The organism is Streptomyces sp. A0958 (genome assembly GCF_004795035.1).
In the GTDB taxonomy this organism is placed as follows: Bacteria; Actinomycetota; Actinomycetes; order Streptomycetales; family Streptomycetaceae; genus Streptomyces.
This window is the reverse complement of the sequence record NZ_SSBK01000060.1, coordinates 1-19,452: the sequence shown is the minus strand read 5'-3', so window position 1 is coordinate 19,452 and position 19,452 is coordinate 1. Positions and strand designations below refer to the sequence as shown.

The 19,452-nt window shown below is 72.7% G+C and carries 13 protein-coding genes and 1 pseudogene; 11 read left to right on the top strand and 3 right to left on the bottom strand.

From position 1 onward, the window contains the following. Nucleotides 1-143: 143 nt before the first annotated feature. Nucleotides 144-353 (bottom strand): annotated as a pseudogene (locus E6P78_RS33765) (phosphoesterase); the annotation flags it as partial. Nucleotides 354-479: 126 nt separating this feature from the next. After that, nucleotides 480-1,820, bottom strand: a complete 1,341-nt coding sequence (gene gabT, locus E6P78_RS31335) for a 4-aminobutyrate--2-oxoglutarate transaminase (RefSeq protein ID WP_136207014.1) — start codon at nt 1,818-1,820, stop codon at nt 480-482. A gap of 250 nt (nt 1,821-2,070) precedes the next feature. On the opposite strand from gabT, the gene E6P78_RS31330 reads away from it, so the two are divergent. The 11 genes from E6P78_RS31330 (at nt 2,071) to E6P78_RS31280 (ending at nt 18,715) form a co-directional block, all read left to right on the top strand. Further along, the gene (locus E6P78_RS31330; protein WP_136207013.1) at nt 2,071-4,551 is read left to right on the top strand and encodes an ATP/GTP-binding protein; all 2,481 of its coding nucleotides are present in this window, start codon (nt 2,071-2,073) and stop codon (nt 4,549-4,551) included. Nucleotides 4,552-4,700: 149 nt separating this feature from the next. After that, a complete protein-coding gene (locus tag E6P78_RS31325) occupies nt 4,701-6,272 on the top strand; it encodes a PucR family transcriptional regulator (protein WP_136207012.1) in 1,572 nt (523 codons plus the stop codon). A gap of 131 nt (nt 6,273-6,403) precedes the next feature. Then, nucleotides 6,404-7,849 (top strand): aldehyde dehydrogenase family protein, encoded by a 1,446-nt coding sequence (locus E6P78_RS31320; RefSeq protein WP_136207011.1) that lies wholly within the window; start codon nt 6,404-6,406, stop codon nt 7,847-7,849. Nucleotides 7,850-8,064: 215 nt separating this feature from the next. Next, a complete protein-coding gene (locus E6P78_RS31315) occupies nt 8,065-10,011 on the top strand; it encodes an acyl-CoA dehydrogenase family protein (protein ID WP_136207010.1) in 1,947 nt (648 codons plus the stop codon). A gap of 82 nt (nt 10,012-10,093) precedes the next feature. After that, nucleotides 10,094-11,338, top strand: a complete 1,245-nt coding sequence (gene aroA, locus E6P78_RS31310) for a 3-phosphoshikimate 1-carboxyvinyltransferase (RefSeq protein WP_136207009.1) — start codon at nt 10,094-10,096, stop codon at nt 11,336-11,338. 87 nt (nt 11,339-11,425) lie between these two features. Next, the gene (gene dxr / locus E6P78_RS31305; protein WP_136207008.1) at nt 11,426-12,679 is read left to right on the top strand and encodes a 1-deoxy-D-xylulose-5-phosphate reductoisomerase; all 1,254 of its coding nucleotides are present in this window, start codon (nt 11,426-11,428) and stop codon (nt 12,677-12,679) included. Continuing rightward, nucleotides 12,676-13,986, top strand: a complete 1,311-nt coding sequence (locus E6P78_RS31300; RefSeq protein WP_136207007.1) for a site-2 protease family protein — start codon at nt 12,676-12,678, stop codon at nt 13,984-13,986. Before dxr ends, E6P78_RS31300 begins: the two co-directional genes overlap by 4 nt. A gap of 184 nt (nt 13,987-14,170) precedes the next feature. Beyond that, complete coding sequence (gene ispG / locus E6P78_RS31295) at nt 14,171-15,325, top strand: flavodoxin-dependent (E)-4-hydroxy-3-methylbut-2-enyl-diphosphate synthase (protein ID WP_136207006.1); 1,155 nt, start codon at nt 14,171-14,173, stop codon at nt 15,323-15,325. A 164-nt stretch (nt 15,326-15,489) separates the two neighbouring features. Beyond that, nucleotides 15,490-16,335 (top strand): DUF4081 domain-containing GNAT family N-acetyltransferase, encoded by an 846-nt coding sequence (locus E6P78_RS31290; protein WP_206307977.1) that lies wholly within the window; start codon nt 15,490-15,492, stop codon nt 16,333-16,335. Between the two features lie 40 nt (nt 16,336-16,375). Continuing rightward, on the top strand, nt 16,376-16,942 hold the full coding sequence (locus E6P78_RS31285; RefSeq protein ID WP_136207005.1) for a GNAT family N-acetyltransferase: 567 nt from the start codon (nt 16,376-16,378) through the stop codon (nt 16,940-16,942). Between the two features lie 72 nt (nt 16,943-17,014). Next, nucleotides 17,015-18,715: a proline--tRNA ligase gene (locus E6P78_RS31280; RefSeq protein ID WP_136207004.1), complete on the top strand. Its 1,701-nt coding sequence runs from the start codon at nt 17,015-17,017 to the stop codon at nt 18,713-18,715. 71 nt (nt 18,716-18,786) lie between these two features. On the opposite strand, the gene E6P78_RS31275 is transcribed toward E6P78_RS31280, so the two are convergent. Next, a partial coding sequence (locus E6P78_RS31275; protein ID WP_136207003.1) for an aminoglycoside phosphotransferase family protein occupies nt 18,787-19,452 on the bottom strand: 666 nt, incomplete at its 5' end.

Sequence of the window (19,452 nt, the reverse complement as noted above, 5' to 3'; positions counted from 1 at the left end):
GCTGAAGATGGACACGCCGCTTCTCTGCTTGATCAACCTTGTTGCTAGACACCTCAAGGTTCACAGAGAGCGGCGTGTTTCACGTATCAGCCCAGCCCAGGGCACCCACACATACGGCAGGAGAGCCGGAAAAGGGCCGTCCGCCCCGGAACAGGGGGGGTGGTTCCGGAGCGGACGGGTGGACCGGTTTGCCGCGCGCCCCGGGGGGTGTGGGACGGGCGGCCATCCGATCGGTGAGGAGTTCCGGAGCGCGAGGCTCCAGTGGTGTGCGCGAAGGCACGCCCGGGACGGTGCTGGGGAAGCTCCGACCCGGATTCGCCCGCAGTTCCCTGCGGGCGGGGTGTTTCTCTCATCTGCCGAAACCGTACGTCAGGCGAAGGGGGACCGACAGCGGCTACGGTATCCCGCCATCGCCCCCGCACCTTTTCTTCACAGGCCCACACAGGCCCCGTACCCAATCCGGGAGAGAGCCGGGCGGATCAGATTCCGGTGAACGCCTGCTCAAGGACGTCCAGGCCCTCGTTCAGCAGGTCCTCGCCGATCACCAGCGGCGGCAGGAAGCGCAGGACGTTGCCGTACGTGCCGCAGGTCAGGACGAGGACGCCCTCGGCGTGGCAGGCCTTCGCGAGCCGCGTGGCCGCCTCCGGGTGCGGGTCCTTCGTACCCGGCTTCACCAGCTCGATCGCGATCATCGCGCCGCGGCCCCGGACGTCACCGATCAGCCCGCCGTTCGGCAGCTTCGCCCGCATCCCTTCGAGCCGGGCCTTCATGACCTCCTCGATGCGCTTCGCCTTCTTGTTCAGGTCCAGCTCGCGCATCGTCTCGATGGCCCCGAGCGCGCCCGCGCAGGCGACCGGGTTGCCACCGTACGTGCCGCCGAGGCCGCCCGAGTGCGCCGCGTCCATGATCTCGGCGCGGCCGGTCACGGCGGACAGCGGAAGGCCACCCGCGATGCCCTTGGCGGTCGTGATGAGGTCCGGGACGATGCCCTCGTCCTCGCAGGCGAACCACTGGCCCGTCCGGCAGAAGCCGGACTGGATCTCGTCGGCGACGAAGACGATGCCGTTGTCCTGCGCGAACCGCGCGATCGCGGGCAGGAAGCCCTTGGCCGGCTCGATGAAACCGCCCTCGCCGAGGACCGGCTCGATGATGATCGCGGCGACGTTCTCCGCGCCGATCTGCTTGGTGATCTGGTCGATGGCCTGGGCGGAGGCCTCCGCGCCCGCGTTCTCGGCCCCGGTCGGCCAGCGGTAGCCGTACGCCACCGGCACCCGGTACACCTCGGGCGCGAACGGGCCGAAGCCCTGCTTGTACGGCATGTTCTTCGCCGTCAGCGCCATCGTGAGGTTGGTCCGGCCGTGGTAGCCGTGGTCGAAGACGACGACGGCGGTGCGCTTGGTGTACGCGCGGGCGATCTTCACCGCGTTCTCGACGGCCTCGGCGCCCGAGTTGAACAGCGCCGACTTCTTCGCGTGGTCGCCCGGCGTCAGCTCGGCGAGCTGCTCGCAGACCTCCACGTACCCCTCGTACGGCGTGACCATGAAACAGGTGTGGGTGAAGTCCGCGAGCTGGGCGGTGGCCCGCCGCACGACGGCCTCGGCGGAGGCGCCGACCGAGGTCACGGCGATGCCGGAACCGAAGTCGATCAGACGGTTGCCGTCCACGTCCTCGATGATCCCGCCACCGGCCCGCGCGGTGAACACCGGCAGTGTGGAGCCCACGCCTGCGGCGACCGCCGCGAGCCGGCGCTCCTGCAGCTCCACCGACTTCGGGCCGGGAATGGCGGTGACGAGGCGGCGCTCCTGCGGAATTGCGGTCATGCGGGGCTCCTGGGGGGTGTTTCGGACGCTTCTCTTTCTGCAGGCTAGGCGCGGGGCCGGGGGTCGGGCATGCTCCGATCGGGAGTGATGGCGTACGTGTCGTTGTCCGCTGCGGACAGAAGGGGGTACGGGAGCCGGTCGCGCCTCCACGGGGCGGTCACTATCCGGGCGCGTTGCTGAACTCGCCGTGCGCGCGCACTAGATTGACCGGTGCAGGGGTCGGACCCGGCTGGTCAGGGGGCAACGGTTCATGGACAACGACGGTACGCACGGCGCGTGGGGTACGCGGGGTGCGCAGCCGCCCGACGGCCGGCCCGCCCGGCCCGGGGACTCCGCACCGCACCCGGCGGGCCCGCCGCCCGCCGCCCCGCCCGCCTACCCGCCCGCCGTCCCGCCGCCCGCCGTCCCGCCGCCCGCCCGGCCTCCGTCCGTACCGGCTCCGCAGGAGGCCCCGCCCGTGCGGTACCGGGCACCGGGCGCGGCCACGCCCACCGCCGACTGGTTCAACGCGCCCCGCCCCGAGGCGGGCCCCGGCGTCTGGCGGTACCGTCATGTGCCCCGGCCCGCCGAGCCGGAGGCACGCCCCTCACTGGTGGGGCCGGCCGCCACGCTGGTCCTGTGGCTGCTGCTGTGGCTGCTGCTCAGCGAGCGCGCCGTCCCCTACGTGTTCGAGCCGATCGAGATCATCACCGGGCGCGAATGGTGGTTGTTGGGCGGTCTCAAGGAGGACGCGCCGGACCTGGTGGTCAACTCGACCACGCTCTACTACGAGGTCCTGGTGCTGGTTCTCGGTTTCTGGGCCGCCCGGCTCGGCGGCTGGGCCCACGTCGTCCACTACTTCGCCGGCGCGTGGCTGGAGCGTATGCGGCTGACGCTGTCGGTGGCCGTCGCGCTGCTGGTGCTGTGGCTGGCCTGGACCCCGAAGGTGCCGCTGCTGCTGGTGCTCATGGGGTCGGCGCAGGGGTGGTTGCTCAGCGGGGATCGCCTACGGGCCACAGTGGCCGCCTACGGCTGCTACGCGTTGACCATTGCCATCGTCGTGTGGCCCATCGCCCGTGCCGCGCGTTGGGGGGATGCCCTGCGTGATCTACGGGCCCGGCGCGGGCCCACCCCTCCTCAGAGCGCGGAGGGCCCGTCGACCACCCCCGCCCTCACCGACGCCCCCCTCCGCGCCCACTGGCCGGACCTGCGCGCCGCCGGCCGCATGGACGTCGCGGAGGCGCTCACCGCCGCCGTGTACACCGGCCGGATGAACGACGTGGACTGCGTACGGCTCCGCCACGCCTGGGCCGGCGCCCGCACCCGGCCCGACCGGCTCGCGTCCTTCACCGAGACCGTGCTCCGCAAGGGCGCCGACGCCTTCCTGCACCCCTCCGGGTTCCGCGACGTGCCCCTGCGCATCGCCACGCACGACCCGCTGACCGGCCAGGTCCGGATCGGCGAGTGCGCGGACGACCCGCGCAACCCCTACCCGCGCCGGGGCACGGGTCTGGCCCTGGAACCCGCCTCGCTGGGCACCTCCCTGCTGGCCGTCGGCCCGCCCGGCTCCGGGAAGACGGACCGGGTGATCAGGCCCGTCGTCGAAGCCCTCGCCCTGCGGGCGCTCACCGGACAGGCGGCGGTGCTCGCCGTCGGCGGCGCGGGCGGCGGGCTCGGCCCGGACGACGCCTACGACGTCGTCGTCCGCATCGGTGACCCCGCCTCCGTGCACGACTTCGACCTGTACGGCGGTACGACCGACCCCGACGAGGCGGCGGCGGCCCTCGCGGAGGGGCTGGCCGGTGACATCCCCACCCTGGACACCCGCCGCGCGGCGACCGCGCTCGGCCAGCTGCTCGGCCCGTACCGCGTCGTCCACGGCCGTTTCCCCTCCGTACCCGAACTCCGCGAACTCCTCGAAGGCTCCGCCACCGCACTGGGCGCCCTGCGCCAGGCCCTGGAGAGCGGGGGCCACCAGGCGATGCTGCGCGAGCTGGAGGCCAGGGCCCGCCAGGCCGGCAGCGCCGCCGACCCGGCCGCCGTCCTCGCCGACCGGATCGCCGCCCTCGACCGGCCCGCCTTCGCCGGCTTCTTCGCCACCGGTGCGGACGCCCGCCCGTTCTCGCTGCGCTCCCTGGGCCAGCACCCGCTGCGGGTCCGGATCGACCTGCCGGAAGGCGTCCACACCGAGGCGTCCCGCATCCTGGCCCGCCTCGTCCTCGCCCAGTTCAACGCCGTCACCGCGGCCCGCGCCGACCGCTCGCTGTTCGTCTGCCTGGTCCTGGACGACGCCACCCACACCGTCACCGCCGAGACCGTCCGGGGCATCCGCCGGCTGCGGTCCGTCAACGCCGGGGCGGTCCTCGCCCTGCGCACGCTGGACGACGTGCCCGAGGGGCTGCACACCGCGCTGCTCGGCGCCTTCGGCTGCACCATGGCCTTCCCCGGCCTCACCACCTGGGACGGCAAGCGCTTCGCCGAGGCCTGGGGCAAGGAGTGGGTGGAGGTCCGCGAGGTCGCCCAGCACGGCGTCTTCGCCGACCAGCCGTTGACCCGCGCCATGCACGCCCTGCGCAAGATGGCCACCGGCAAGGCCGTCACCACGGACGCGGTCACCGTGCGCCAGGTCGAGCGCGAACGCTGGTCCGCCTCTGGCCTCGCCTACGAACTGCCCCCCGGCCACGCCGTGCTCTCGCTGACCACGGTCGCCGGCGAGCACATGCCGCCACTGCTCGTCCGCCTGTCCGGCTGAAAGCCGCGGAACGAGTGACGGAAGGGATGGGAGAGAGCGGGAGGACGGGGAGTGGCAACGGTGACAGGGACTCTGCCACCCTGGCAGAATCGAGCCGAGCCGTTCATACGGGACGGCGAAATCGCCCCCGTCCGAAGGCCGCCATCCCCATGCCGCCCACGCTCGCCTCGCTCGTCCAGCACTCGGCGCTCAAACTCACGGTGCGCGCGGGGGCGGACCGCCTCGACACCCCCGTGCGCTGGGCACACGCCAGCGAGCTGACCGACCCCGTCCCCTATATGGAGGGCGGCGAACTGCTGCTGGTCACCGCGACCAACCTCGACGCCGAGAACCCGGAGGCGATGGGCCGGTACGTGCGCCGGCTGGCCGCCGCCGGGGTCGCCGGTCTCGGCTTCGCGGTCGGTGTCAACTACGACGAGGTGCCCCGGCCGCTGATCGGCGCCGCCGAGGAAGCCGGCCTGCCGCTGCTCGAAGTGCCCCGCCGCACACCGTTCATCGCCATCGCCAAGGCCGTCTCCTCCCAGATCGCCGCCGACCAGTACCGGGCCGTCACCGCCGGCTTCGAGGCCCAGCGCGAACTGACAAGTGCGGCGCTCGCCGGGGACGGCCCCGCCGGACTCCTCGCCCGGCTCGCCGCCCACGTCAACGGCTGGGCCGCCCTCTACGACGCCTCCGGAGCCGTCGTGGCCGCCGCCCCCGACTGGGCCGCCCGCCGCGCCGCCCGGCTCACCCCCGACGTGGAACGCCTGCGCGAACGCCCCGCCCCGGCGAGCATGGTCGTCGGCGACACCGACGACCGCGTCGAACTCCAGTCCCTGGGCACCGGCCGGCGGGTGCGCGGCGCCCTGGCCGTCGGCACCGGTGCGGCCCTCGGCACCGCCGAGCGTTACGCCGTGCACTCGGCCGTCGCCCTGCTCACCCTCACCACCGCCCGCTCCCGCGCACTCCAGGGCGCCGAGCAGCGCCTCGGTGCGGCGGTGCTGCGGATGCTCCTCGCCGGCCAGCCCGACCACGCCAGGGCCGTCGCCGGGGACCTCTACGGCAGCCTGCTCGACGCCCCTTTCCGGCTGCTCATCGCCGAGGCCCCGGACCCCTCGGCCACCGTCCAGCTGGCCGATGCCATGGACACCGCCGCCCACCGGTCCGGCGAGACCCTGCTGATGGTGCCCGAGGGCGAACGCCTCCTGGTGCTGGCCGCCGACGGCGGCGCGGCGGTGGCCGCCTGCGCCGCCTATGCCGAGGCGCAGGAGGAGCGGACCCCGCGCGAGCCGGCCGCCGCCCAGGAATCCGACGTCGTCGTGGGCCTGTCCGCGCCGGCCGGACCGGTCGCCGTCTCCGCCGCGTACAAGCAGGCCGAGCAGGCCCTGTCGGTCGCCCGCCGACGGGGCAGGGCCCTGGTCGAGCACGCGGAACTGGCCACGGGCTCCGTACTGCCGCTGCTCGCCGACGACGCGGTGCGGGCCTTCGCGGACGGCATGCTCCGCGCCCTGCACGAACACGACGCCAAGGGCCGCGGCGACCTGGTCGCCTCCGTACGCGCCTGGCTCTCGCACCACGGCCAGTGGGACGCGGCCGCCGCCGACCTCGGGGTCCACCGGCACACCCTGCGCTACCGGATGCGGCGGGTGGAGGAAATCCTCGGCCGTTCCCTGGACGACCCCGACGTACGCATGGAGCTGTGGCTCGCCCTGAAGGTCACCACACCTCCGGCGACGGCCTGAGACCCGGGGGCCGTACGTACAATCCGGCGCACCCCGGCCCCTCACCGCTCCACCCCGGACAAACGCCAGGCGGCCCGCGCGGCCCTACCGTGGGGGCGGAAACACCCCACGTCATCGAAGGGCCGGACTCCATGACCTCCACCCACGCCTTCTGGCTGGCCGGCCGCGAGGCCACCGGCGAGGAAAGCTTCGACGTCACCAACCCCTGGGACGGCCGGCTCGTCGGCACCGTCGGCGTGCCGACCGACGCCCAGGTCGAGGAGGCCGTCGCCGCCGCACACGCCGTGCGCGAGGAGTTCGCCGCGACCCCGGCCCATGTGCGCGCCGCCGCCCTCGACCACGTGGCCTGCCGGCTGGCCGAGCGCACCGAGGAGATCGCCCAGCTGATCTCCGCCGAGAACGGCAAGCCGGTCAAGTGGGCGCGCGGCGAGGTCGGCCGGGCCGTCTCCGTCTTCCGCTTCGCCTCCGAGGAGGCCCGCCGCTTCAACAGCGGCGAGGCCCAGCGCCTGGACACCGACGCCGGCGGTACCGGGCGGCTCGGCCTGACCCGGCGCTTCCCGCGCGGCACCGTGCTCGGCATCGCGCCCTTCAACTTCCCGCTGAACCTGAGCGCCCACAAGGTCGCCCCGGCCATCGCCGTCGGCGTCCCGATCATCCTCAAGCCCGCCCCGGCCACCCCGATCTCCTCGCTGGTGCTGGGCGAGCTGCTGGCCGAGACGGACCTGCCGGCCGGCTCCTGGTCCGTGCTGACGGTCCCCAACGACCGGATGCCCGCCCTCGTACAGGACGAGCGGCTGCCCGTGATCTCCTTCACCGGCTCCGCCCCCGTCGGCTACGCGATCATGGACTCGGTGCCCCGTAAGCACTGCACGCTGGAGCTCGGCGGCAACGGGGCCGCCGTCGTGCTCGGCGACTACGCCTCCGAGGAGGACCTGGACTGGGCCGCGAGCCGTATCGCGACCTTCTCCAACTACCAGGGCGGCCAGTCCTGCATCTCGGTGCAGCGCGTCATCGCGGACGCGGCCGTCTACGACCGGCTGCTGCCCAGGATCGTCGCGGCGGTCGGGGCCCAGGTCACCGGCGACCCGTCCGACCCCGCCACCGACGTCGGCCCGCTGGTCGACGAGGCCGCCGCCCGGCGCGTCGAGTCCTGGGTCGACGAGGCCGTCGCCGCCGGCGCCCAGCTGCTCGCCGGCGGGAAGCGCGACGGTTCGACGTACGCGCCGACCGTCCTCGCCGAACTGCCCGAAGGCGTCACCCTCGCCGCCGAGGAGGTCTTCGGACCGGTCCTCTCCGTGCAGCGGGTGGACGGCGAGGCCGAGGCGTTCGCCGCCGTCAACTCCTCCAAGTACGGGCTCCAGGCAGGCGTGTTCACCCACGACATCCAGGCCGCCTTCCGCGCCCACCGCGCGCTGGAGGTCGGCGGTGTGATCATCGGCGACGTCCCCTCGTACCGCGCCGACCAGATGCCGTACGGCGGTGCCAAGCAGTCCGGCGTCGGCCGCGAGGGCGTCCGGTACGCGATGGACGACTACACCTACGAGCGCGTCCTCGTCCTCACCGGTCTCGCCCTGTAACAGGTGCGGCCCAGCCCTCGTCGCGTGCCGCACGCGGCGGCGGGCAGTGGAGTGGTGGCCGACCCGATCGGCGCCCCCAGGCTGGTGGGGGTGGCAGGAACCGGGTACATACGGACGAAGTAGAACCGGACAGGTACGCACGGCGGGCGGGCCCCCGCACCGCCCGTGCGCCTGCCGGGTCCACCCACCCGACGACGCGGCGAGGTGAGCTCCTCATGTCCGCTCCATCCGCACAACACCACACGCCCAAGGTCTCCGAACGCGAAGCGCGCCAGGTGGCCGAGGACGCGCGGGAACGGGACTGGCGCAAACCCAGTTTCGCCAAGGAACTGTTCCTGGGCCGCTTCCGCCTCGACCTGATCCACCCGCACCCGCTGCCCGCGGGCGAGGACGTCCGACGCGGCGAGGAATTCCTCGCCCGGCTGCGCGAGTTCTGCGAGACCAGGGTCGACGGGGCCCTGATCGAGCGCGAGGCCAGGATTCCGGACGAGGTGATCAACGGCCTCAAGGAACTCGGCGCGCTCGGCATGAAGATCGACGTCAAGTACGGCGGTCTCGGCCTGACCCAGGTCTACTACAACCGCGCCCTCGCGCTGGCCGGTTCCGCGAGCCCGGCGATCGGCGCCCTGCTCTCGGCCCACCAGTCCATCGGGGTGCCGCAGCCGTTGAAGACCTTCGGCAGCCAGGAGCAGAAGGACACCTTCCTGCCCCGGCTGGCCCGTACCGACATCTCCGCGTTCCTCCTCACCGAGCCGGACGTCGGCTCCGACCCGGCCCGGCTGGCCACCTCCGCCGTGCCGGACGGCGACGACTACGTCCTCGACGGCGTCAAGCTGTGGACGACCAACGGCGTCGTCGCCGATCTGCTGGTCGTCATGGCCCGCGTCCCGAAGTCGGAGGGCCACCAGGGCGGCATCACCGCCTTCGTGGTCGAGGCGGACGCCCCCGGCATCACCGTCGAGAACCGCAACGCCTTCATGGGCCTGCGCGGCATCGAGAACGGCGTCACCCGCTTCCACCAGGTGCGCGTGCCCGCCGCCAACCGCATCGGCCCCGAGGGCGCCGGGCTCAAGATCGCGCTCACCACCCTCAACACCGGCCGGCTCTCGCTGCCCGCGATGTGCGTCGGCTCGGGCAAGTGGTGCCTGAAGATCGCCCGCGAGTGGTCGGCCGTCCGGGAGCAGTGGGGCCGTCCGGTGGCCAGGCACGAGGCCGTCGGCGCCAAGATCTCCTTCATCGCAGCGACCACCTTCGCCCTCGAAGCCGTGGTCGACCTCGCCTCGCAGATGGCGGACGAGAACCGCAACGACATCCGTATCGAGGCGGCCCTCGCCAAGCTGTACGGCTCCGAGATGGGCTGCAGAATCGCCGACGAGCTGGTCCAGATCCGCGGCGGACGGGGCTTCGAGACCGCCGCCTCCCTCGCCGCCCGGGGCGAACGGGCAGTGCCCGCCGAGCAGATGCTCCGCGACATGCGGATCAACCGGATCTTCGAGGGCTCCACGGAGATCATGCACCTGCTGATCGCCCGCGAGGCCGTCGACGCCCACCTGAAGGTCGCCGGGGACATCATCGACCCCGACAAGCCGCTCTCCGCCAAGGCGAAGGCGGGCGCCAACGCGGCCGGTTTCTACGCCAAGTGGCTGCCCAAGCTCGTCACGGGCCCGGGGCAGCTGCCGCGCACCTACGCCGAGTTCCACCCGGCCGGCCATGTCGACCTGGCCGCCCACCTGCGCTACGTCGAACGCGCCTCGCGCAAGCTCGCCCGCTCCACCTTCTACGCCATGTCCCGCTGGCAGGGCCGGATGGAGACCAAGCAGGGCTTCCTCGGCCGGATCGTCGACATCGGCGCGGAACTCTTCGCGATGAGCGCCGCCTGCGTCCGCGCCGAGCACCTGCGCGCCGCCGACGACCACGGCCGCGAGGCCTACCAGCTCGCCGACGCCTTCTGCCGCCAGGCCCGCATCCGGGTCGAGGAGCTGTTCACCCGGCTCTGGTCCAACACCGACGACCTCGACCGGCGCGTGGTCGACGGCGTCCTGTCCGGCACGTACGGCTGGCTGGAGGAGGGCGTGGTGGACCCGAGCGGCGAAGGCCCCTGGATCGCCGACGCCACCCCCGGCCCCTCCACCAAGGACAACGTCCACCGGCCGATCCGCTGACACGACCCACCGCGCGGCGGGGCCCGTCCAGCCGCTGGACGCGCCCCGCCGCCCGGTGCGCGGCACGGCAGGATGGGGGCCCGTGACCGTCATCCATGTCCCCGGTTCCAAGTCCGTCACCGCGCGCGCCCTCTTCCTGGCCGCCGCCGCGAACGGCCGCAGCACGCTCGTACGCCCCCTGAGCTCGGACGACACCGAGGGGTTCGCCGCCGGGCTGACCGCACTCGGCTACGGGATCGAGCAGGAGGCGGAGCGCTGGCACATCACCGGCCGCCCCGCCGGGCCCGCCGCCACCGAGGCCGACGTCTACTGCCGCGACGGGGCGACCACCGCCCGCTTCCTGCCCACCCTCGCCGCAGCCGGCGCCCGGGGCAGCTACCGCTTCGACGCCTCCGCGCAGATGCGCCGCCGCCCCCTCGCCCCGCTCACCGAGGCCCTGCGCACCCTCGGCGTCGACCTGCGCCACGAGGAGGCCGAGGGCCACCACCCGCTGCGGATCGAGGCCGCCGGCATCAAGGGCGGCGAACTCACCCTGGACGCTGGGCAGTCCAGCCAGTACCTCACCGCCCTGCTGATGCTCGGACCGCTCACCGAGACCGGGCTGCGGATCACCGTCACCGACCTCGTTTCGGCGCCCTACATCGAGATCACCCTCGCGATGATGCGCTCCTTCGGCGTCGAGGTCACCCGCGGCGGCCCCGGCGGCACCGTGTTCACCGTGCCGCCCGGCGGCTACCGCGCCACCACCTACGCCGTCGAACCCGACGCCTCCACCGCGAGCTACTTCTTCGCCGCCGCCGCCCTCACCGGCCGCGAGGTCACCGTCCCGGGGCTCGGCGAGGACGCCCTCCAGGGAGACCTGCGGTTCGTCGACGTACTGCGCCGCATGGGCGCGGACGTGCGCACGGCGGACGACTCCACCACGGTCCGCTCCAACGGCACCCTGAGCGGCCTCACCGTCAACATGCGCGACATCTCCGACACCATGCCGACGCTGGCCGCGCTCGCCCCCTTCGCCTCGGGGCCCGTACGCATCGAGGACGTCGGCAACACCCGCGTGAAGGAGTGCGACCGGCTGGAGGCGTGCGCGAGCAACCTGCGGCGGATGGGCATCACCGTCACGACCGGCCCCGACTGGATCGAGATCCGGCCCGGCACGCCCCGGCCCGTGGAGATCGAGACCCACGGCGACCACCGCATCGTCATGTCGTTCGCCGTCACCGGCCTGCGCACCCCCGGCATCACGTTCGACGACCCCGGCTGCGTACGCAAGACGTTCCCCGGGTTCCACGAGGCCTTCGCCGCATTCGCCGGCGCCACCGGCTGAGCCCGGGGGAGGCGGGGACAGGACACGCGCGGCACCACCCGGGACGCCCTGTCCCCGCACACAGACCGAGCGGCGACAATAGGCGCCATGACCGACAGCCCTGCTCCCCTCGCCGACCCGCACCTCGTCTTCGACGCCGTGGAAGGCCGCCGGGACCTCGTCCTCCTCGGCTCCACCGGGTCCATCGGCACCCAGGCCATCGACCTGGTGCTGCGCAACCCCGACCGCTTCCGCGTCACCGCGCTGTCCGCGGCCGGCGGCCGGGTCGGCCTCCTCGCCGAACAGGCGCGCCTGCTGAAGGTGCGCACGGTGGCCGTCGCCTCGCCCGAGGCCGTACCGGCGCTGCGCGAGGCGCTGCGGCAGGAGTACGGGACGGCCGAGCCGCTGCCCGAGATCCTGGCCGGGCCCGACGCGGCCGCCGAGCTGGCCGCAAGCGACTGCCACACCGTGCTGAACGGGATCACCGGCTCCATCGGCCTCGCCCCCACCCTGGCCGCGCTGAAGGCGGGCCGCACGCTGGCACTCGCCAACAAGGAGTCGCTGATCGTCGGCGGCCCCCTCGTCAAGGCGCTGGCCGCGCCGGGCCAGATCATTCCGGTCGACTCGGAGCACGCGGCGCTCTTCCAGGCGCTCGCCGCCGGCACGCGCGCCGATGTGCGCCGGCTCGTCGTCACCGCCTCCGGCGGCCCGTTCCGGGGACGGACCAGGAGCGAACTCGCCGACGTCACCCCCGAGCAGGCCCTCGCGCACCCCACCTGGGCCATGGGCCCGGTCATCACGGTCAACTCGGCGACCCTGGTCAACAAGGGGCTCGAAGTCATCGAGGCGCATCTCCTCTACGACATCCCCTTCGACCGCATCGAGGTCGTCGTCCACCCCCAGTCCCACGTGCACTCCATGGTCGAGTTCAGCGACGGCTCCACCCTCGCCCAGGCCACCCCGCCCGACATGTGCGGACCGATCGCCATCGGCCTCGGCTGGCCGCAGCGCGTCCCCGACGCGGCCCCCGCCTTCGACTGGACGAAGGCGTCCACCTGGGAGTTCTTCCCGCTCGACACCGAGGCCTTCCCGTCCGTCGGCCTCGCCCGGCACGTGGGCGGGCTGGGCGGCACCGCGCCCGCCGTGTTCAACGCGGCCAACGAGGAGTGCGTCGACGCGTTCCTGTCCGGCAGGCTGCCCTTCAACGGCATCATGGACACGGTCACCGCGGTGGTGACCGAACACGGAACGCCCGCGGCGGGAACTTCTCTCACCGTCGCGGACGTCCTTGAAGCGGAGACCTGGGCACGGGCCCGGGCCCGGGAACTCTCGGCCAAGGCCACTGCGGAGGCACGCGCATGAGCATGACGACGATCCTGTTGACGATTGTGGGCATCGCCGTCTTCGTGTTCGGTCTGCTGTTCTCCATCGCCTGGCACGAGCTGGGCCACCTCTCGACCGCCAAGCTCTTCGGCATCCGCGTCCCGCAGTACATGGTCGGCTTCGGCCCGACCATCTGGTCGCGCAAGAAGGGCGACACCGAGTACGGCATCAAGGCCATCCCGGCCGGCGGCTACATCCGCATGATCGGGATGTTCCCGCCCGGGGCGGACGGCCGGCTGGAGGCCCGGTCCACCTCGCCGTGGCGCGGCATGATCGAGGACGCCAGATCCGCCGCCTTCGAGGAGCTGGAACCGGGCGACGAAAAACGCCTCTTCTACACGCGCAAGCCGTGGAAGCGCACGATCGTCATGTTCGCCGGACCGTTCATGAACCTGGTCCTGGCCGTGGCGATCTTCCTCGGCGTCTCCATGACCTTCGGCTTCCAGACCAACACCACCGAGGTCGCCGGCGTCCAGCAATGCGTCATCCCGCAGAGCCAGGAGCGGGAGACCTGCAAGGAGTCCGACGCCGTCTCGCCGGCCCAGGCCGCCGGGCTGAAGAAGGGCGACCGGATCGTCGCCTTCGACGGCGAGCGGACCGACAAGTGGTCCACCCTCTCCGACCGCATCCGCGACACGGTCGGCCCCGCCACCATCACGGTCGAGCGCGACGGGCAGGAGATGACCCTGCACGCCGTGCTCCTGAAGAACGCCGTCGCGAAGAAGGACTCCCACGGCGAGGCGGTCGCCGGGAAGTACGTCACGGCCGGCTACCTCGGGTTCGAGGCGAACAGGGAGATCATCCCGCTCTCCTTCGGTGACTCGGTCGTGCGCATGGGCGACATGATCGAGAACGGCGTCGATTCGATCGTGGCCCTGCCGTCCAAGATCCCCGCCCTCTGGGACGCGGCGTTCGGCGACGGCGAACGCGCGGCCGACTCCCCGGTCGGCGTCGTCGGCGCGGCCCGGATCGGCGGCGAGGTGATGACGCTGGACGTCCCGGCTCAGAGCCAGATCGCGATGATGCTGTTCCTGCTGGCCGGCTTCAACCTCTCGCTGTTCCTCTTCAACATGCTGCCGCTGCTCCCGCTCGACGGCGGCCACATCGCGGGGGCCCTGTGGGAGGCGCTGCGCCGCAACGCGGCACGGACCTTCAAGCGCCCCGACCCCGGCCCGTTCGACGTCGCCAAGCTGATGCCGGTCGCCTACGTGGTCGCCGGGGTCTTCATCTGCTTCACCCTGCTCGTCCTCGTCGCCGACGTGGTCAACCCGGTCAAGCTCACCTGACCGGGGCGGCCCGCGCGGCCGGTGTACCGCGAGTGACGGCCGGTGCGCACGGTGCGTCCGGCGGCCCGACATTCCGTACGAGCCCGGACGCGGTGTGCTCCCGGCCGTCCCCGGTGACGTAACCTCGAAGGCCGGAGCCCGCCGATACCGGGACGTCGATCCACACCTTGGGGATGCTCAGCGCATGACTGCGATTTCTCTCGGAATGCCCGCCGTTCCGACCAAGCTCGCCGAACGGCGGGTCAGCCGCCAGATCCAGGTCGGCTCGGTGGCGGTCGGCGGGGACGCGCCGGTCTCGGTGCAGTCGATGACGACGACGCGTACGTCGGACATCGGCGCGACGCTTCAGCAGATCGCCGAACTGACCGCCTCCGGCTGCCAGATCGTGCGCGTCGCCTGCCCGACGCAGGACGACGCGGACGCCCTGAAGACCATCGCCGCGAAGTCCCAGATCCCGGTGATCGCGGACATCCACTTCCAGCCGAAGTACGTGTTCGCCGCGATCGACGCCGGCTGTGCGGCGGTCCGCGTGAACCCCGGCAACATCAAGCAGTTCGACGACAAGGTCAAGGAGATCGCGCGGGCCGCGAAGGACGCCGGCACGCCGATCCGGATCGGCGTCAACGCCGGTTCGCTGGACGCGCGGCTGCTGAAGAAGTACGGCAAGGCCACCCCCGAGGCGCTGGTCGAGTCGGCGCTCTGGGAGGCGTCGCTGTTCGAGGAGCACGACTTCCGCGACATCAAGATCTCGGTCAAGCACAACGACCCGGTCGTGATGGTCAACGCCTACCGCCAGCTCGCCGCCCAGTGCGACTACCCGCTGCACCTCGGCGTCACCGAGGCCGGCCCCGCCTTCCAGGGCACCATCAAGTCGGCCGTCGCCTTCGGCGCCCTGCTCAGCGAGGGCATCGGCGACACCATCCGCGTCTCGCTGTCCGCGCCCCCCGCCGAGGAGGTCAAGGTCGGGCTGCAGATCCTGGAGTCGCTGAACCTCAAGCAGCGCCGCCTGGAGATCGTCTCCTGCCCCTCCTGCGGCCGCGCCCAGGTCGACGTGTACAAGCTCGCGGACCAGGTCAGCGCCGGTCTGGAGGGCATGGAGGTGCCGCTGCGGGTCGCCGTCATGGGCTGCGTCGTCAACGGCCCCGGCGAAGCCCGCGAGGCCGACCTCGGCGTCGCCTCCGGCAACGGCAAGGGCCAGATCTTCGTCAAGGGCGAGGTCATCAAGACCGTGCCCGAGTCGAAGATCGTGGAGACCCTCATCGAGGAAGCCATGAAGATCGCCGAGCAGATGGAGAAGGACGGCATCGCCTCCGGCGAGCCCGAGGTCTCCATCAGCTGACCCATGAGTCCCACGACAGCGCCCCGCCGGAGGAACCTCCGCGGGGCGCTGCCCGTGAGCGGGTCCGGCGCGTGCGCGGGAAGCCGTATCCGGGCACGGGCGGCGGCCGCCGGGCTCTGCGGGTACAGTGCGGAAATCAGCAGACCGCATGGTGAGGCCCCCTCGTGTTGACGCAGACCACCACCCGGGTCCTCGAACCCAGCGACCTCGGCGCCGCACTCGCGGTGCTCGAGAGCGAACCCGTGACCAACGCCTTCGTGACGTCCCGCGTCCAGATCGCCGGCCTGGACCCCTGGCGCCTCGGCGGCGAGATGTGGGGCTGGTACGCAGACGGCCACCTGCGCTCCCTGTGCTACTCGGGCGCCAACCTCGTCCCCATCTGCGCGGGCCCCGAAGCCGTACGCGCCTTCGCCGACCGCGCCCGCAGGGCCGGCCGCCGCTGCTCCTCGATCGTCGGCCCGGCCGAGCCCACCGCCCAGCTCTGGCGGCTCCTGGAACCGGGCTGGGGCCCCGCCCGCGAGGTCCGGGCCAACCAGCCCCTCATGGAGACCGAGAGCCCGTCCGCCGACGTGGAGCCCGACCCGCTCGTCCGCCGCGTCCGCAAGGACGAGATGGAGATCCTCATGCCGGCCTGCGTGGCCATGTTCACCGAAGAGGTCGGCGTCTCCCCGCTCGCCGGCGACGGCGGACTCCTCTACCAGGCCCGCGTCGCCGAACTCATCGCCGCCGGCCGCTCCTTCGCCCGGATCGAGGACGGCAAGGTCGTCTTCAAGGCGGAGATCGGCGCCACCACCTCCCAGGCCTGCCAGATCCAGGGCGTGTGGGTCGCCCCGGAGCACCGCGGCCGCGGCCTCTCCGAGACCGGCATGGCCGCCGTGGTGCGGTACGCGCTGGCCGACGTCGCCCCGATCGTCAGCCTCTACGTCAACGACTACAACACCCCCGCGCGCAAGGCGTACCGCCGCATCGGCTTCCGGGAGACCGGGGCGTTCATGAGCGTGCTGTTCTGACCGGGCCCCGGGCCACCGGCCCGGACAGTAGGGTCGATCCATGGCAGCAGCTTTCGGGGGCGGCCCCCGCACCAACCGCGTCCGGGTCGGGCCGATCGACCTCGCGGCACGCGTCGACGAGGCGCTCGCCGTGCAGGCCGTCGCCTTCGGCCTCGGCGCCGAGGAGATCGAGGTACGCCGCCACATCGTGCTCCGGCACCTCGACCACCCGCACGCCCGCGCGCTCGGCGCCCTGACCCGCGACGGCCGGCTCGTCGGCTTCGTCTACGGCATGCCCAACGACCGCGGCCACTGGTGGTCCACCGTGGTCGAGCCCTACCTGCGCGCCACCGGCTCCGCCCACTGGCTCGACGACTCCTTCGTGATCACCGAACTGCACGTCCACCCGGACTTCCAGAACCGGGGCATCGGCCGCACCCTCATCACCACCGTCACGGACGCCGTCGCCCAGCCCCGCTCGATCCTCTCCGCGATCGACACGGACAGCCCGGCACGCGGCCTGTACCGCTCCCTCGGCTACCAGGACCTGGCCCGGCAGGTCGTCTTCCCCAGCGCCCCCAAGCCGTACGCGGTCATGGGAGCGCCGCTCCCGCTGCGCCGCGCCTGAGGAATGGATTTCCGCCCGCGCATGCCGCCCCGCTAACCTCGGGCCCATCACCCTTCCGAGCAGGAGTTCACCATGGCCCAGGTCCAGCGCATGTCCCGATTGATGATCAAGACACTGCGCGACGACCCGGCGGACGCCGAGACGCTCAACCACAAGCTCCTCGTCCGAGCCGGCTACGTACGACGCACCGCGGCCGGCATCTGGTCCTGGCTGCCGCTCGGCAAGAAGGTCCTGGAGAACATCACCCGCGTCGTCCGCGAGGAGATGGACGCCATCGGCGGCCAGGAGGTCCTGCTCCCCGCGCTGCTGCCCAAGGAGCCGTACGAGGCGAGCGGCCGGTACGACGAGTACGGCGACCTGCTGTTCCGGCTGCGGGACCGCAAGGGCTCCGACTACCTCCTCGGCCCCACCCACGAGGAGATCTTCACCCAGGTCGTCAAGGACATGTGCTCGTCCTACAAGGACCTGCCCGTCATCCTGTACCAGATCCAGACGAAGTACCGCGACGAGGCCCGCCCCCGGGCCGGTGTGCTGCGCGGCCGCGAGTTCCAGATGAAGGACTCGTACTCCTTCGACACCACCGACGAGGGCCTGGCCGAGGCGTACCAGCTGCACCGCGCCGCCTACATCCGGATCTTCGAGCGGCTCGGCCTCGACCACCGCATCGTCTCCGCGGTCTCCGGCGCCATGGGCGGCTCCGCCTCCGAGGAGTTCCTGGCGCCCGCGCCGGCCGGCGAGGACACCTTCGTCGACTGCCCGAACTGCGACTACGCGGCCAACACCGAGGCCGTGACGTTCAACGCCACCCCGGGCGACGCCTCGGCGGCCGGCCCCGTCGAGGAGCTGGACACCCCCGACACCCCGACCATCGAGACCCTGGCCGCCCACCTCGGCGTGCCGGCCTCCGCGACCCTGAAGAACCTCCTGGTCAAGGTCGACGGCGAGATCGTCGCCGTGGGCGTGCCCGGTGACCGCGAGGTCGACCTCGGCAAGCTCGGCGAGCACCTGGCGCCCGCCGTGGTCGAGCTGGTCACCGCCGAGGACTTCGTGGGCCGCCCCGACCTGGTGCGCGGCTACGTCGGCCCGCAGGGGCTGGAGAAGGTCCGCTACATCGCCGACCCCCGCGTCGCCGCCGGCACCGCCTGGATCACGGGCGCCAACAAGGACGGCAAGCACGCGAAGAACGTCGTCGCGGGCCGTGACTTCGAGGTGGACGACTACCTCGACGTCGTCGTGGTCGAGGCGGGCGACCCCTGCCCCAAGTGCGGCACCGGCCTCCAGGTCGACCGCGCCATCGAGATCGGCCACATCTTCCAGCTCGGCCGCAAGTACGCCGACATCTTCGCGCTCGACGTGCTCGGCCAGCAGGGCAAGCCCGTCCGCGTCACGATGGGCTCGTACGGCATCGGCGTCTCCCGCGCGGTGGCCGCCCTGGCCGAGCAGACCGCCGACGAGAAGGGCCTGTGCTGGCCCCGCGAGGTCGCCCCGGCCGATGTGCACGTGGTCGCCGCGGGCAAGGCGCTCCAGACGGAACTGGCCCTCGACGTCTCCGAGAAGCTGGGCGCCGCCGGTCTGCGGGTCCTGGTGGACGACCGCGCGGGCGTCTCGCCCGGCGTCAAGTTCACCGACTCCGAGCTCATCGGCGTCCCGAAGATCCTCGTCGCCGGACGGCGCTCGGCCGAAGGCGTCCTGGAGCTGAAGGACCGCCGCACCGGCGAGCGCGAGGAGCTGACCGTCGACGAGGCGATCGCCCGCCTCACCGACCAGGACTGACCCCTTCGCACCACGGCCGAGGGCCCCGCACGGAAGGAACACTCCGTGCGGGGCCCTCGGCCATGCGGGGGTTACAGCCAGCCCGCGAACTCCAGCGTCACTTCGCCCTCCTGGCGGCGCCCGGCCGCAAGCGCCCGGGTGCCCGACTCCACGGCCCGGAACAGCGTCCAGCCGTGCAGCCGCTGCTGCTCCACGTCCAGCGAGTCCGCGAGCTTCTTGATCCTGCGCCGGGCCGTCGTCGCACCGGCGGACGAGGCGATCAGGTCCTCGACCCGGTCCCGTACCAGCCGCGCCAGATCGTAGGCCCGCTCACCCACCAGCGGCTCGGGCCCGACCGTCAGCCAGGGCGCCCGCTCGCCCGCGAGCACCTTGCTCTGCCGGAAGTTGCCGTGCAGCAGCAGAGTCTCGGGGGAGTGGGCGACCAGTTCCTCACGGGCCGCCAGCGCCGCCGAGACCAGGGGCTCCAGCGCGGGGTCGGCCGCGGCGGCGGCGCGCATCGCGTCCGTACGCCGCCCGGTGCGCCCGGCGACCGTCTCGAAGGAGTGCCCGGCCGGCGGCTCCACCCACAGCCGCCGCACCGTCCCGGCCGCCTCCAGCAGCGCCTTCGCCTCCGGCAGCGAACGCAGCGACATCTCCGGGTGCAGCCGTTCGAGGAGCAGCGCGCCCTCGACGGGCCGCGCGCCCTCGGCGGGCCGCGCGCCCTCGGCGGGCCGCGCGCCCTCGACGGGCCGCGCGCC

What these genes read in the sequence shown, in the direction of transcription:
- gabT (WP_136207014.1), bottom strand. Translation starts at nt 1,820, where the DNA reads ATGACCGCAATTCCGCAGGAGCGCCGCCTCGTCACCGCCATTCCCGGC.
- E6P78_RS31330 (WP_136207013.1), top strand. Translation starts at nt 2,071, where the DNA reads ATGGACAACGACGGTACGCACGGCGCGTGGGGTACGCGGGGTGCGCAG.
- E6P78_RS31325 (WP_136207012.1), top strand. Translation starts at nt 4,701, where the DNA reads ATGCCGCCCACGCTCGCCTCGCTCGTCCAGCACTCGGCGCTCAAACTC.
- E6P78_RS31320 (WP_136207011.1), top strand. Translation starts at nt 6,404, where the DNA reads ATGACCTCCACCCACGCCTTCTGGCTGGCCGGCCGCGAGGCCACCGGC.
- E6P78_RS31315 (WP_136207010.1), top strand. Translation starts at nt 8,065, where the DNA reads ATGTCCGCTCCATCCGCACAACACCACACGCCCAAGGTCTCCGAACGC.
- dxr (WP_136207008.1), top strand. Translation starts at nt 11,426, where the DNA reads ATGACCGACAGCCCTGCTCCCCTCGCCGACCCGCACCTCGTCTTCGAC.
- E6P78_RS31300 (WP_136207007.1), top strand. Translation starts at nt 12,676, where the DNA reads ATGAGCATGACGACGATCCTGTTGACGATTGTGGGCATCGCCGTCTTC.
- ispG (WP_136207006.1), top strand. Translation starts at nt 14,171, where the DNA reads ATGACTGCGATTTCTCTCGGAATGCCCGCCGTTCCGACCAAGCTCGCC.
- E6P78_RS31285 (WP_136207005.1), top strand. Translation starts at nt 16,376, where the DNA reads ATGGCAGCAGCTTTCGGGGGCGGCCCCCGCACCAACCGCGTCCGGGTC.
- E6P78_RS31280 (WP_136207004.1), top strand. Translation starts at nt 17,015, where the DNA reads ATGGCCCAGGTCCAGCGCATGTCCCGATTGATGATCAAGACACTGCGC.